Raw genomic sequence first — 14,008 nt, forward strand, 5'->3', positions numbered from 1 at the left:
CCCAAGCAATGGTTCTATTCAATACCTTAGGCGCACTCGGCTCACCGAAGGAGAGATTCCAGTGGTAGACCGCACGCCGCCGCTCGCGCCCGAGGAGCTCCGCTCCCTCGTCGCCAGCGGCGAGATCGACACAGTGGTCCTGGCCTTCCCCGACATGCAGGGGCGGCTCCAGGGCAAGCGGTTCGCCGCACAGTTCTTCCTCGACGAGGTCCTCGAACACGGCACCGAGGGCTGCAACTACCTTCTCGCCGTCGACACCGACATGAACACCGTCGACGGGTACGAGATGTCCTCCTGGGACCGGGGCTACGGCGACTTCGCCATGCACCCCGACCTCGCCACCCTGCGCCGCATCCCCTGGAACCCCGGCAGCGCCTTCCTCATCGCCGACCTCGCCTGGAACGACGGCACGCCCGTCGTCGCCGCGCCCCGGCAGATCCTGCGCCGCCAGCTGGAGCGCCTCGCCGAACACGGGTACACGGCGATGGTCGGCACCGAGCTGGAGTTCATGGTCTTCCAGGACACCTACGAGCAAGCCTGGAACGCCAACTACCGCGGCCTGACCCCCGCCAACCAGTACAACATCGACTACTCCGTCCTCGGGACCGGCCGCGTCGAACCCCTGCTGCGCCGCATCCGCAACGAGATGCAGGCCGCGGGACTGATCGTCGAGTCGGCCAAGGGGGAGTGCAACCTCGGCCAGCACGAGATCGCCTTCCGCTACGACGAGGCGCTGACCACCTGCGACCAGCACTCCGTCTACAAGACCGGGGCGAAGGAGATCGCGGCCCAGGAAGGCGTCTCGCTCACCTTCATGGCGAAGTTCGACGAGCGCGAGGGCAACTCCTGTCACATCCACCTCTCGCTCGCTGATACCGACGGACGCAATGCGATGGCCGGGGACGGACCAGGCGGAATGTCACCGGTGATGCGGCACTTCCTGGCCGGCCAGCTGGCCGCGCTGCGCGACTTCTCCCTTCTCTACGCCCCCAACATCAATTCGTACAAGCGTTTCCGGCCGGGATCCTTCGCGCCGACCGCCGTCGCCTGGGGCGTGGACAACCGGACCTGCGCGCTGCGGGTCGTCGGCCACGGCCGCTCCATGCGCTTCGAGAACCGCCTCCCCGGCGGCGACGTCAACCCGTACCTCGCCGTCTCCGGCCTGGTCGCGGCCGGTCTCTACGGCATCGAGAACCGGCTGGAGCTGCCCGAGGCCTGCGGCGGCAACGCCTACACGGCCGACTACGCGCACGTCCCCGCCACCCTGCGCGAGGCCGCCGAGCTCTGGGAGAACAGCGAGATCGCCAAGGCGGCCTTCGGCCCCGAAGTGGTCGCCCACTACCGGAACATGGCCCGCGTGGAACTCGACGCGTACGACTCCGCGGTGACCGACTGGGAGCTGCGCCGCTCCTTCGAACGCCTCTAACCGCCCCGCCGCCCCGCCGAACCACCGAAAGTCTGTGAGGCAACACGTGTCCGATGAGCTGGCCCCACTCACCCTGCGAGTGCTGAACCCGGCCACCGAGGAAACCGTCGCCATCGTCCCGGCCGCCACACGGGACGATGTCGACGCCGCCGTCGCCCGGGCCGCCACGGCCCAGCGCGCCTGGGCGGCCGCCGCCCCCGCCGACCGGGCCCGGCTGCTGCGCCGCTTCGCCGCCGTCGTCGACGGCCACGTCGAGGAACTGGCGCAGCTGGAGGTCCGCGAAGCCGGCCACACCATCGGCAACGCCCGCTGGGAAGCCGGCAACGTACGCGACCTCCTCGACTTCGCCGCCGGGGGAGTGGAACGGCTCTCCGGCCGCCAGATCCCCGTCGCCGGCGGCATCGACGTCACCTTCCTCGAACCCCTCGGCGTCATCGGCGTGATCGCCCCCTGGAACTTCCCCATGCCGATCGCCGCCTGGGGCCTGGCCCCGGCCCTCGCCGCCGGCAACGCCGTCATCCTCAAGCCCGCCGAGACCACCCCGCTGACCGCGCTGCGCCTCGCCGAACTCGCCCTCGAAGCCGGGATCCCCGAGCACCTCTTCCAGGTGCTCCCCGGCCACGGGGCGGTCGCGGGCGACGCGCTCGTCGAACACCCCGGCGTCGCCAAGATCGTCTTCACCGGCTCCACCCGCGTCGGCAAGCAGATCATGGCCAAGTGCGCCGACCGGGTGAAGCGCGTCACCCTCGAACTCGGCGGCAAGAGCCCCAACATCGTCTTCGCCGACGCGGACCTGGAGGCCGCCGCGGCCGCCGCCCCGATGTCCTTCCTCGACAACACCGGCCAGGACTGCTGCGCCCGCACCCGGATCCTCGTACAGCGCTCCGTCTACGACCGCTTCCTGGAGCTCGTCGCCCCCGGCATCGCCGCGGTGGCCGTCGGCGACCCGCTCGACGAGAAGACGCAGATGGGCCCGCTGATCTCGCGGACCCAGCTGGACCGCGTACGGTCCTTCGTCACCGACGACCTCACCGCCATCCGCGGCACCGCACCCGAGGGCCCCGGCTTCTGGTACCCGCCGACCCTCGTCACGGACGTCGCCCCCACCGCACCCGTGGCCGCCGAGGAGGTCTTCGGCCCGGTCGCCGTCGTCCTGCCCTTCGAGGACGAGGAGGACGCCGTACGCCTGGCCAACGCGACCGAGTACGGGCTCTCCGGCTCCCTCTGGACCCGCGACATCGGCCGCGCCCTGCGCGTCTCGCGCGCCGTCGCCGCGGGCAACCTGTCCGTCAACTCCCACAGCAGCGTCCGCTACTGGACCCCCTTCGGCGGCTACAAGCAGTCCGGCCTCGGCCGCGAGCTCGGACCCGACGCCCTCACCGCATTCACCGAGACCAAGAACGTCTTCATCAGCACGGAGGCCTGAAGAACATGACCAGCCAGACCCCTGAAGAGATCGTCTGCCGCCGCCTGGTCGGCCGTACCGCCGTCATCACCGGAGCCGGCAGCGGCATCGGCCTCGCCACCGCCCGGCGCCTCGCGTCCGAGGGCGCCAACATCGTCTGCGCCGACATCGACGAGACCGCCGGCAAGGCCGCCGCCGAGGAGGTCGGCGGGACCTACGTGAAGGTCGACGTCACCGACAAGGAGCAGGTCGACGCCCTGTTCAAGACGGCCTTCGACACCTACGGCTCCGTCGACATCGCCTTCAACAACGCGGGCATCTCGCCGCCGGACGACGACTCCATCCTCACCACCGAGCTCGACGCCTGGCGGCGCGTCCAGGACGTCAACCTCACCTCCGTCTACCTGTGCTGCAAGGCCGCCCTGCCCTACATGCAGCGCCAGGGCCGCGGCTCCATCATCAACACCGCCTCCTTCGTGGCCATCATGGGCGCCGCGACCTCCCAGATCTCCTACACCGCCTCCAAGGGCGGCGTCCTGGCCATGTCGCGCGAGCTCGGCGTGCAGTTCGCCCGCGAGGGCATCCGCGTCAACGCCCTGTGCCCAGGGCCGGTCAACACCCCGCTGCTCCAGGAGCTGTTCGCGAAGGACCCCGAGCGCGCCGCCCGCCGCCTCGTGCACATCCCGCTGGGCCGCTTCGCCGAGCCCACCGAGATCGCCGCCGCCGTCGCCTTCCTCGCCAGCGACGACTCCTCCTTCATCAACGCCACCGACTTCCTCGTCGACGGCGGCATCTCGGGCGCGTACGTCACCCCGCTGTAGACCACTGCGCTGTGGACCACCCCGCAGCAGAGCACCCCGTTCCGAGCCGGCCGGGCGCCGCGAGGCGCCCGGCCGTTCCGTGCCCGAACCCCGAGGAGCAGCATGCGCAGCAACAGAACCGCCACCCTCGCCCTCGTGGCGGCCGCCGGCTCCGGACTCCTGCTGGCCCCGCCCGCCGAGGCGGACCAGAGCCACTGCCGCCGGGTGACGGTCGGCTCCGGCTGGTACGGGGACAACCAGGCGCGCCTGCAGCAGCTGATCGACCGGTACGGCAGCTGCAATCCGTACCGGCCGGACCGCGCCAGGCCCGTCGCCGTCTTCGACTGGGACAACACCGTCGTCAAGAACGACGTCGGCGACGCCACCATGTTCTGGCTGCTGCGCAACGGGAAGATCCGCCGCCCCGCCGACTGGGCCGCCACCAGCCGCCACCTCACCCCCGCCGCGGCCGGGGCCCTCGCCGCCGCCTGCGACGCACTCGCCCGCCCCGGCGCCCCGCTGCCCACCGGCACCCCCGCGGGAACCGGCTGCGCGGACGAGATCAACGCCGTCTACGGGACCGCCGCCACCCGCACCGGAGCCGCCGCCTTCGCCGGCTGGGACCGCCGCACCACCGAACCCTCGTACGCCTGGCTGCCCCAGCTGATGCAGGGCTGGACCGCCCGCGAGATCCGCGGCTTCGCCGCCGCCGCCCGTGCCGAGAACCTCGCCGCGCCCGTCGGCGCCGCGCAGCGGGTCGGCAGCGGCACCGCCACCGGCTGGGTGCGCTACTACGACCAGCAGAAGGACCTGATCGGCGCCCTGCAGAAGTCCGGCTTCGACGTCTGGATCAGCTCGGCCTCGCCCCAGCCGGTCGTCGAGGTGTGGGCCGAGGGCGTCGGCATCGACGCGGACCACGTGATAGGCATCCGCAACACCACCACCCGCGGCGGGAAGTTCACCTCCCACCTGCAGGGCTGCGGATCCGTCCGGGACGGCGCCGACACGATGATCACCTACATCGACGGCAAGCGCTGCTGGATCAACAAGGAGGTCTTCGGCGTCCGCGGAGCGGCCGCCGAGAAGGTCCGGCCCGCCGCCCGCCGCCAGGTGTTCGCCGCCGGCGACTCCGACACCGACATCTCCTTCCTGCGCGACGCCACCGCCCTGCGGCTCGTCGTCAACCGCAACAAGAACGAGCTGATGTGCCGGGCCTACGACAACAGCGACGGCCGCTGGATCGTCAACCCCATGTTCATCGAGCCCAAGCCGCAGAAGACCGCCCCCTACCCGTGCGCGACGACGGGCTACGTCGACCACGACGGCACCAAGGGGCCGGTCCTGCGCGGCGACACCAGCGTCATCCCGGACCAGACGGACTCGGTCTTCCAGAGGAACGGCTAGAGGAAGGTGCGGCCCTCGCCCCGGTAGGTCGGGGCGGTGGCCGTCACCCGGTCGCCCTCCACCAGGTGCAGCGTGTCGAAGCGCTCGCACAGCTCGCCCGCCTTCGCGTGCCGGAACCAGACCCGGTCGCCGATCAGCAGATCGTCGGCCGGGCCGCCCAGCAGCGGGGTCTGCACCTCGCCGGCCCCCTCCTGGGGGTCGTAGCGCAGCCCCTGCGGCAGGTACGGAACCGGCAGCCGGTCGGCGCCGGCCGCACCCGAGGCCGGGTAGCCGCCCCCGAGCACCGTCACCACGCCCACACCGGGCCTGCGCACCACCGGCTGGGCGAACAGCGCCGCCGGACGCCCGCTGAAGGAGCTGTAGTTGTCGAAGAGCCGCGGCAGGTACAGCCCCGACCCGGCCGCCACCTCCGTCACCGCGTCCTCGGCGGCGGTCTGCTGCACGCTGCCGGTCCCGCCGCCGTTGACGAACTCCAGGTCCGGTACGACGGCCCGCACGGCCCGCACCACCTCGGCCCGCCGCGCCGCGAGCTCCCTGCGGGCCGCGCCCTGCATCAGCCGGATGGCGCGGGAGCGCAGCGGCCGGCCGGCCAGTGCGTCCCCGACCCCGGCGACGTGGCCCTCGTACGCCATCAGGCCCACCACCCGGAAGCCCGGCCGGGCGGCGACCGTACGGGCCAGCGCGGCCAGCTCGGCCGGCTCGCGCAGCGGGGACCGGCGGGCCCCGACCCGTACCCGGCCGCCGAACAGCTGCAGGGCGGTGTCCAGTTCCAGACAGACGCGGATCTCCTCGGCGCCCCCGTCACGGGCCCCGTCCATCAGCTCCAGCTGCGCGGGATCGTCGACCATCACCGTGACCGCACCGGCCAGCTTGGCGTCGTTCGCCAGCTCGCCGAAGCCGGCCCGGTCGGCGGAGGGGTACGCCAGGAGCACGTCCTCGAACCCGGACCGGGCCAGCCACAGCGACTCGGCCAGGGTGTACGACATGATCCCGGCGAACCCGGGCCGGGCCAGCACGCGTTCGAGCAGCGCGCGGCAGCGGACCGACTTGCTCGCGACCCGGACCGGCTTCCCGCCGGCCCGGCGCACGAGGTCGTCGGCATTGGCGTCGAAGGCTTCGAGATCCACGAGGGCCAGCGGCGCGTCCAGGTGCGCGGTCGCCCGGTCGTACCGGGCGCGGTCGGCGGCGGGGGAGTTCATGGGCGGCAGCTTGCCAGAGGTCTCTACCGGTGGGTAGGGGTCGACGGCGCCCGGAGGCGGGGACACCGGCCCCGCGGCCCCCCGTCGGGGACCCCGTAGAGTACGGGCAGGCAGCCGTACGGAACGGGGGGCGGAGCCGCCGGATGACCACGACGACACCGCGGACCACGATCCCGGGCGAGCCCGACCCCTGGTCCCAGCCCCTGCACACCCCGCCGCGCCGCCACCCCGGACGCGTCCTCGCCGCCGCGCTCTGCCTCCTCCTCGGGGGCGGCCTCGTCGGCGGAGCCGCCGTCACCACCTGGGCGGAACACCGCGCCGAGAACCGCCCGTTGCCCGCCGACGCCGCCTACCGCAAGGCCGGGTCGCTGTGGCGGTCCGCGCCCGTGGACCAGCTCCTGCCGCCCGTCGTCACCGGCCCCGCGGCCGGCCCCGGCGGCGCGGACCGGACGTGGACCCGCATCGCGCTCGCCCCCGACGCCGACTGCGCGTCCGGCCTCGCCGCCGACTGGCAGGGCCTGTTGGCCGCCACCGGCTGCACCCGCGTGCTCCGCGCCACCTACACCGACGCCACCCGCAGCTCCCTGACCACCGTCGGCCTGGTCTTCACCCCCGGCGACGCCCCCGCGATGACCGCCCTCACCGGGCGGATCACCGCCCCGGCCGCGTACGGATTCACCGACGCCCAGCGCGCGGCATGGGCCGCGTCCGTCCTCGACGAGGCCCCCGTCGTCGTCTACACCGTCTCCGCCTTCGCCGACGGCCGCCCCCTGGACGCGCCCCGCCCCGCCGAGGACCTGATGAAGAAGGACGCCACCGGAGCCGCCGCCCGGGCCGGACTCGGCCACGAGGCCAAGGCGGTCGCCGACCGCATCGGGCACGCCGTGGCCCTCCTCGCCGCACCGCCCGTCACACCCGCCCCGAAGGCCCGCCGATGACCCCGCACCGGGCGCTCGGGCAGGCCGCCGCCGCCCTGACCGCCGCCGCCCTCCTCACGGCCGCCACCGCGTTCCCGGCCACCGCCGACACCATCCGCGACCGCCAGTGGGGGCTGCTCGCGCTGCGCGCCGAGGAGGCCTGGGGCACCACCCGCGGCGACGGGGTGACCGTCGCCGTCCTCGACACCGGGGTCGACGACTCCCACCCCGACCTCGCGGGGCAGGTCCTCGAAGGCACCGACCTCATCGGCATGGGCGCCGGCCGCGGCGACCGCTCGTGGGCCCGCCACGGCACCGCCATGGCGAGCATCATCGCCGGGCACGGCCACGGCCCCAGCCGCGGCCAGGGCGTCCTCGGGATCGCCCCGCAGGCCCGGATCCTGCCGGTCCGGGTGATCCTCGAAGAGGGCGACCCGGGCCGCGGCAAGGCCCGCGACAGCAAGGGCGGAGCCCTCGCCGAGGGCATCCGCTGGGCAGCCGACCACGGCGCCGACGTGATCAACCTGTCCCTCGGCGACGACAGCGAATCCGCCCACCACGAGGCGGGCGAGGACGAGGCCGTCCAGTACGCGCTCGCCAAGGGCGTGGTCGTCGTCGCCTCCGCCGGCAACGGCGGCGAAACGGGCGACCGCGTGTCCTACCCGGCCGCCTACCCGGGGGTGATCGCCGTGACCGCCGTCGACCGCCGGGGCAAGAAGGCCAAGTTCTCCACCCGCAACTGGTACGCCACCGTCAGCGCCCCCGGCGTCGACGTGGTCATCGCCGACCCCGACCGCTCGTACTACGAGGGCTGGGGCACCAGCGCCGCCGCGGCCTTCGTCTCCGGCGCCGCGGCCCTCGTCAAGGCCGCGCACCCCGACCTGTCCCCGGCCCAGATCAAGAAGCTGCTGGAGGACACCGCCTCCGACTCCCCGGCCGGCGGCCGCGACGACGCACGCGGCCACGGGACGGTGGACCCCGCCGCCGCCCTCCAGGTCGCGGAGGCGATGCAGCCCGAGGCCGCGGTGCCCGCGCCCGCCGCGGCCGAGCGCCCCTACTTCGGCCCCGGTCCCGAACCGGTCCGGCCGCCCGAGCGCAGCGCCCGGCTCGGTGCCCCGGCGGCCGCGGTCGCGGGGGCGGTGCTGCTCGTACTGGCCGCCGTACTGGGCCGCCGCCCGCGGCGGGGCACCCGGGGCCGGGACCGCGCACCCCTCACCGCGCCCTCGCACCCGGCACAGTAGGGTCGGGTAACTGTGGCGAACATGGCGAACAAGAACATTCCCGACCCGGGCTTCTCCGACGACGACGGCTCGGCCGATCCCCGGCTGACCGCGGCCCTGGCCGCCTGGTCCGAGGACCGGGCCAAGGAGCCCGAGGTGCTGGCCGCCCTCAAGGGGGCCAGGCTGCTGGTCCCCGTGGTCGCCGTCCTCGGCGAGGTGGAGACCGACCCGGAGACGGGCCTGAAGCGCGAGAAGACCAGCGACATGGCCGTCCCGACCCTGCGGGCGGGCGACCGGCGGGCCCTGCCGGCCTTCACCTCGACCGCCTCGCTCGCGCTCTGGGACCCGGCCGCCCGCCCGGTGGCGGTCCCACTGCACCAGGCCCTGGCCGCCGCCGCCCACGAGAAGGCCGACACCGTGGTCCTGGACCTGGCCGGGCCCGTCACCTACCAGCTGACCGGGCCCGCGCTGCTCGCCCTCGCCGAAGGCCGTACGGACGCGGGCCCGCTGGCCGACCCCGCCGTACGGGAGGCCGTACGGGCCGCCGTGTCCGCGGAGCCCGCCGTACTGCGCGCCCACCTCGGCCCGGGCGGCGCGGACGCCGACGGCACCCTCGCGATCGTGCTGGCCGGCGGGGCGCAGGCGGCCGCCGCGGCCCGCCGCGTCGCCGAGGCCCTGGCGGCGGACACCACCCTGCGGGCCCGGCTGGTGCGCGGGCTGGACCTGGCGCTGCTGCCGCCGGACGCCCCGGCTCCGCCCGGCGAACCGCTCTTCACCCGCTGACCGGAAGGGCCCCGAGAGCCGATACGAAGAGGAGAGGCGTGTCACACGGGAACCTCCCGTGTGACACGCCTCTCCTCTTCGTATGTGCGGCGTCCGCGCGCGATCAGGCGAAGACGGGACCCGTGAACTTCTCGCCCGGACCCTGGCCCGGCTCGTCCGGGACGATCGACGCCTCGCGGAAGGCCAGCTGGAGCGACTTCAGGCCGTCGCGCAGCGGGGCGGCGTGAAAGGAGCTGATCTCGGTGGCGCTCGCGGTGACCAGGCCGGCCAGGGCCGTGATCAGCTTGCGGGCCTCGTCGAGGTCCTTGTGCTCGGAGTCCGGCTTGTCCAGGCCCAGGTTGACGGCCGCGGCGCTCAGCAGGTGCACGGCCACCGTGGTGATCACCTCGACGGCGGGCACGTCCGCGATGTCGCGGGTCATGGCGTCGTAGTCGGGGGCGCCGTCGGCAGCGGGGTCGGTGGAGGGTGTCGCGTCAGTCATGCACCCCACGATATGCCGTGCGGCGGGCTTGCAACGCGGGTGCTAGTATGTACTTCGACCGGCCGGACACTTCTGTGCCCGGCCCACAAGTGGAGGCTCCGTTTCTCCCACCTGACCGTCCTCCGGGACGGCGGGTCACCGGTCAGGCGGCATCCATCGTTCCGTACGGACGATGGAAAGCCGCCCGAGTCTACGCCCCGCGGTTCGCACGCGTCGGTGTTCCGGTTGTATTGGAGCCCCTGCCTGTGCCCGGCGGGGCTTTTTTGGTTTCCCGCTGTGGTCGGTCTGACGGAAATACACGTCAGCGGCTGTCTGCCAGGCAGTCGTGTGGTGCTACCGAGGAGGATCCATCAGCACCGAGCCCCGCATCAACGACCGGATTCGCGTTCCCGAGGTACGGCTTGTCGGTCCCAGCGGCGAGCAGGTCGGCATCGTGCCGCTTGCCAAGGCGCTTGAGCTCGCGCAGGAGTACGACCTCGACCTGGTCGAGGTCGCGGCGTCCGCACGCCCGCCGGTCTGCAAGCTCATGGACTACGGCAAGTTCAAGTACGAGTCGGCCATGAAGGCCCGTGAGGCGCGCAAGAACCAGGCGCACACGGTCATCAAGGAAATGAAGCTCCGGCCGAAGATCGACCCGCACGACTATGACACCAAGAAGGGTCACGTCGTTCGGTTCCTCAAGCAGGGCGACAAGGTCAAGATCACGATCATGTTCCGTGGTCGCGAGCAGTCCCGGCCGGAACTCGGCTACCGACTGCTGCAGCGTCTCGCTTCGGACGTCGAGGACCTCGGGTTCATCGAGTCGAACCCGAAGCAGGACGGCCGAAACATGATCATGGTCCTCGGTCCGCACAAGAAGAAGACCGAGGCGATGGCCGAAGCCCGCGAGGCGCAGGCCGCCCGCAAGGCCGAGCGCCAGGGTGTCGCCCACACCGGCGACGAGGCTCCTTCCGAGGAAGCCGCCGTCGAGGTCGAGGACACCACCGAGGTCGCCTCCGCCGACGTCACCGAGGCCCCCGCCGACGGGACGAACGCCGAGGCCTGATCCCGAGACAGCCCGTCTCGGATCACCGACACAACATGACGCTCCCACGAGCCGGTCCCGCAACGGACCGGTGGGAGCGCCACCGACGAGGAGATAACGGCGCCATGCCGAAGAACAAGACGCACAGCGGTACCAAGAAGCGCTTCAAGGTCACCGGCTCCGGCAAGGTGCTCCGCGAGCGCGCCGGCAAGCGCCACCTGCTCGAGCACAAGTCGTCCCGTGTCACCCGCCGCCTCACCGGCAACGCGGAGATGGCCCCCGGCGACGCCGCGAAGATCAAGAAGCTTCTCGGCATCTGATGTCCTCCGCTCCCCTTGCGGGAGCGGTGACGTCAAGACCGGGACCCCATCGAATTCGGGCCGTGTGAAGACACCCACGGCCCCGCTACAAGGAGTTAAAAAGTGGCACGCGTCAAGCGGGCAGTAAACGCCCACAAGAAGCGCCGGGCAATCCTCGAGGCGGCCTCCGGCTACCGCGGTCAGCGTTCGCGCCTGTACCGCAAGGCCAAGGAGCAGGTCACCCACTCGCTGGTCTACAACTTCAACGACCGCAAGAAGCGCAAGGGCGACTTCCGTCAGCTGTGGATCCAGCGCATCAACGCTGCTGCCCGCCAGAACGGCATGACGTACAACCGCCTCATCCAGGGTCTGAAGGCCGCCAACATCGAGGTGGACCGCAAGATCCTCGCCGAGCTGGCCGTCAACGACGCCAACGCGTTCGCCGCGCTGGTCGAGGTCGCGCAGAAGGCGCTTCCGGCCGACGTCAACGCCCCCAAGGCCGCTGCCTAAGGGCTAGCCGGCCCAGCTTCACGCGGCCGGCCCCCACGGACCCGCAGGCATTCGCCTGCGGGTCCGTGTGCTTTCGCCCCGCGGGCCCGAGAGCCCCGCGAGCCCCCGTACGGTCCGTGCACGGCCGCGCCCCCGCCCCTCCTGCGCGCGGCGCCCGCCCCCCGCGGCCGGCCCTCGCCACCGCGCCCCCGCTTCCCCGCGCCCCGCGCGCATCGGAACCCCGAGAGAGAACCGCTGAGACCATGGGTACCCCCGCCGAGCTGATCTCCCCCCGATCCCCGCGGGTGGCCGCCGCCAGGCGACTGGCGCGGCGCAACTTCCGCACCAAGGAGCGCCGGTTCATCGCCGAGGGCCCGCAGGCGGTCCGCGAGGCCGTCGAGCACCGCGGGCCCACCGGGGCGTCGACCCTGATCGAGCTGTTCGCCACCGTCGAGGCGGCCGAGCGCTACACCGAGATCATCGCCGCGGCCCTCGACGCGGGTGCCCGCGTGCACTACGCCTCCGACGAGGTGCTCGCCGAGGTCTCGCAGACCGTCACCCCGCAGGGCCTCGTCGGCGTCTGCCACTTCCTGGACTCCCCGTTCGAGGAGATCCTGGCGTCCGGGCCCCGGCTCGTCGCCGTCCTCGCGCACGTCCGCGACCCCGGCAACGCCGGCACGGTGCTGCGCTGCGCCGACGCCGCCGGCGCCGACGCGGTGGTGCTCACCGACGCCTCCGTGGACCTCTACAACCCCAAGTCCGTACGGGCCTCCGTGGGCTCCCTCTTCCACCTCCCGGTCGCGGTCGGCGTCCCCGTGGAGCAGGCCGTCGAGGGCCTGCGCGCGGCCGGCGTACGGATCCTCGCGGCCGACGGCGCGGGCGAGGACGACCTCGACGCCGAGCTGGACGCGGGCACCATGGGCGGGCCCTCCGCCTGGGTCTTCGGCAACGAAGCCTGGGGCCTGCCCGAGGAGACCAGGGCCCTGGCGGACGCCGTGGTGCGGGTCCCGATCCACGGAAAGGCGGAGAGCCTGAACCTGGCGACGGCCGCCGCCGTGTGTCTCTACGCGTCCGCGCGTGCACAGCGGGCGCCCGGAGGGTGCCGCTCCGTGACCCCCAGCTAGTAATGTGGCGGCCCGGGGGCCCACTGCGCTACTCGGAGATGTGGGGTACGGGGACATGACCGTCGGTACGAACAGCTCACCGGGGGCCGGCACGACGGCCGGTACACCGGTGCCGGCCGCCGTCGGCGGCCGCGAGGTCCGCCCGGTGGGCGACGAACTCTCCGGCGTCCCGTCGCAGGCTCCGCCCCCGTCCGCCGCCCGCAAGGGCCGGCCCGCGGCCCGGGCCGGCGGTGTCCGCGCCGACGCCGTCCCCCCGGTGCCCACGTCCGGAACGCGCTGCCCCGTACCGCCGCAGGCCGGGCCCCCGCAGGCCGGACCCCCGCTGTCCGGGGCCCGCGCGGCGGTCCCGGGCAGCGGCGCCCCCGACGAGGGGACCGGCTTCGGGATCGACCCCGACAGCCTGCCCGACGGACTCGTCGTCGCCGACGAGACCGGGCGGGTGATCTGCTTCAACGCCGCCGCCGCACGGATCACCGCCCTGGCGCCGGAGCAGGCGCTCGGCACGCGCATCGACCGGGCGCTCCCGCTGGAGGACCTCGAAGGCCGCCGCTGGTGGGCGATGACCGACCCGTACGGGGGCCTCGCCACCCGCCGCGGACAGCCCGAGCGGAACCTGCTGCTCCCCGGCGGCCGCGAGGTGCTGGTATCCGCCAGCTACGTCCGCACCCACCCCACGGGCCCGCTGCGCCGCCTCGTCATCACCCTGCGGGGCACCGAGGCGCGCCGCCGCACCGAGCGCAGCCACGCCGAGCTGATCGCCACCGTCGCCCACGAGCTGCGCTCCCCCCTGACCTCCGTCAAGGGGTTCACCGCCACCCTGCTCGCCAAGTGGGAGCGGTTCACCGACGACCAGAAGCGGCTGATGCTGGAGACCGTCGACGCCGACGCCAACCGCGTCACCCGCCTGATCGCCGAACTCCTCGACATCTCCCGCATCGACTCCGGCCGTCTGGAGGTGCGCCGCCAGCCCGTCGACATCGCCACGGCCGTCGGCCGCCACGTACAGGCGCTCACGGCGAACGGCCAGGCCCCCGAGCGGTTCCTCGTGAGCGTGAGCCGTCCGCTCCCCGATCTGTGGGCCGATCCGGACAAGATCGACCAGATCCTCGGCAACCTCCTCGAAAATGCGGTGCGCCACGGAGAGGGAACGGTCACCATCGGGGTATCGCCGCATGAGAAGGGAACCGCCGTCACCGTGTCCGACGAAGGCCCCGGGATCCCCGAGGAGTCGATGGGCCGCGTCTTCACCCGCTTCTGGCGGGGGAGCAAGCGCGGCGGCACCGGCCTGGGCCTGTACATCGTCAAGGGCATCGTGGAGGCCCACGGCGGCACCATCACGGTCGGCCGCGGCCCCGGCGGCGGCGCCGAGTTCCGATTTATCCTGCCCGTGAGCGCCCCGGCGTACCTCACGCAGTAGCCCTGCTGAGCATCTCGCCA

At 73.2% G+C, this 14,008-nt stretch carries 14 protein-coding genes; 12 read left to right on the plus strand and 2 right to left on the minus strand.

Annotated elements, in window-relative coordinates; translation table 11 throughout:
* The first annotated feature begins 61 nt into the window (after nucleotides 1-61).
* The 4 genes from ACIPYQ_RS26750 (at nucleotide 62) to ACIPYQ_RS26765 (ending at nucleotide 5,035) form a co-directional block, all read left to right on the plus strand.
* A complete protein-coding gene (locus ACIPYQ_RS26750) occupies nucleotides 62-1,426 on the plus strand; it encodes a glutamine synthetase family protein (protein WP_361764785.1) in 1,365 nt (454 codons plus the stop codon).
* A 46-nt stretch (nucleotides 1,427-1,472) separates the two neighbouring features.
* Nucleotides 1,473-2,852: an aldehyde dehydrogenase family protein gene (locus ACIPYQ_RS26755; RefSeq protein ID WP_401255876.1), complete on the plus strand. Its 1,380-nt coding sequence runs from the start codon at nucleotides 1,473-1,475 to the stop codon at nucleotides 2,850-2,852.
* A gap of 5 nt (nucleotides 2,853-2,857) precedes the next feature.
* Entirely contained in the window at nucleotides 2,858-3,652 is a 795-nt protein-coding gene (locus ACIPYQ_RS26760; RefSeq protein ID WP_361764780.1) for a 3-oxoacyl-ACP reductase, read from the plus strand.
* Between the two features lie 102 nt (nucleotides 3,653-3,754).
* Nucleotides 3,755-5,035, plus strand: coding sequence for a haloacid dehalogenase-like hydrolase (locus ACIPYQ_RS26765; RefSeq protein WP_401255879.1), 1,281 nt, complete (start codon nucleotides 3,755-3,757; stop codon nucleotides 5,033-5,035).
* Here the strand turns inward: ACIPYQ_RS26765 and ACIPYQ_RS26770 are convergent.
* Nucleotides 5,032-6,234 (minus strand): amino acid deaminase/aldolase, encoded by a 1,203-nt coding sequence (locus ACIPYQ_RS26770; protein ID WP_401255882.1) that lies wholly within the window; start codon nucleotides 6,232-6,234, stop codon nucleotides 5,032-5,034. The two genes, ACIPYQ_RS26765 and ACIPYQ_RS26770, sit on opposite strands and share 4 nt — an antisense overlap.
* Nucleotides 6,235-6,377: 143 nt before the next feature.
* Between ACIPYQ_RS26770 and ACIPYQ_RS26775 the strand changes: the two genes are divergently transcribed.
* The 3 genes from ACIPYQ_RS26775 to ACIPYQ_RS26785 are packed head-to-tail and all read left to right on the plus strand — an operon-like array spanning nucleotide 6,378 to nucleotide 9,154.
* Nucleotides 6,378-7,172: a hypothetical protein gene (locus tag ACIPYQ_RS26775; RefSeq protein ID WP_401255884.1), complete on the plus strand. Its 795-nt coding sequence runs from the start codon at nucleotides 6,378-6,380 to the stop codon at nucleotides 7,170-7,172.
* Nucleotides 7,169-8,392, plus strand: coding sequence for a type VII secretion-associated serine protease mycosin (gene mycP / locus ACIPYQ_RS26780; protein WP_401255887.1), 1,224 nt, complete (start codon nucleotides 7,169-7,171; stop codon nucleotides 8,390-8,392). The genes ACIPYQ_RS26775 and mycP overlap by 4 nt, the downstream gene beginning before the upstream one ends.
* A 21-nt stretch (nucleotides 8,393-8,413) precedes the next feature.
* Complete coding sequence (locus ACIPYQ_RS26785; protein WP_361765623.1) at nucleotides 8,414-9,154, plus strand: SseB family protein; 741 nt, start codon at nucleotides 8,414-8,416, stop codon at nucleotides 9,152-9,154.
* A 103-nt stretch (nucleotides 9,155-9,257) separates the two neighbouring features.
* On the opposite strand, the gene ACIPYQ_RS26790 is transcribed toward ACIPYQ_RS26785, so the two are convergent.
* Nucleotides 9,258-9,635: a DUF1844 domain-containing protein gene (locus tag ACIPYQ_RS26790; protein ID WP_351303530.1), complete on the minus strand. Its 378-nt coding sequence runs from the start codon at nucleotides 9,633-9,635 to the stop codon at nucleotides 9,258-9,260.
* A 325-nt stretch (nucleotides 9,636-9,960) separates the two neighbouring features.
* Between ACIPYQ_RS26790 and infC the strand changes: the two genes are divergently transcribed.
* From infC to ACIPYQ_RS26815, 5 genes are all read left to right on the plus strand, one after another.
* Nucleotides 9,961-10,680 carry a translation initiation factor IF-3 gene (infC, locus tag ACIPYQ_RS26795; RefSeq protein WP_361765619.1) on the plus strand — a complete coding sequence of 240 codons (720 nt, stop codon included), beginning with the start codon at nucleotides 9,961-9,963 and terminating at the stop codon, nucleotides 10,678-10,680.
* Nucleotides 10,681-10,784: 104 nt separating this feature from the next.
* Nucleotides 10,785-10,979: a 50S ribosomal protein L35 gene (rpmI, locus tag ACIPYQ_RS26800; protein ID WP_030012385.1), complete on the plus strand. Its 195-nt coding sequence runs from the start codon at nucleotides 10,785-10,787 to the stop codon at nucleotides 10,977-10,979.
* A gap of 102 nt (nucleotides 10,980-11,081) precedes the next feature.
* Nucleotides 11,082-11,468, plus strand: a complete 387-nt coding sequence (gene rplT, locus ACIPYQ_RS26805) for a 50S ribosomal protein L20 (RefSeq protein WP_007263143.1) — start codon at nucleotides 11,082-11,084, stop codon at nucleotides 11,466-11,468.
* Between the two features lie 242 nt (nucleotides 11,469-11,710).
* On the plus strand, nucleotides 11,711-12,571 hold the full coding sequence (locus ACIPYQ_RS26810) for an RNA methyltransferase (RefSeq protein WP_362233911.1): 861 nt from the start codon (nucleotides 11,711-11,713) through the stop codon (nucleotides 12,569-12,571).
* Between the two features lie 55 nt (nucleotides 12,572-12,626).
* Complete coding sequence (locus ACIPYQ_RS26815) at nucleotides 12,627-13,988, plus strand: ATP-binding protein (RefSeq protein WP_401255894.1); 1,362 nt, start codon at nucleotides 12,627-12,629, stop codon at nucleotides 13,986-13,988.
* The last annotated feature ends 20 nt before the right edge of the window (nucleotides 13,989-14,008 follow it).

This window comes from Streptomyces sp. NPDC090045, from assembly GCF_044747975.1.
Classification (GTDB): Bacteria; Actinomycetota; Actinomycetes; order Streptomycetales; family Streptomycetaceae; genus Streptomyces.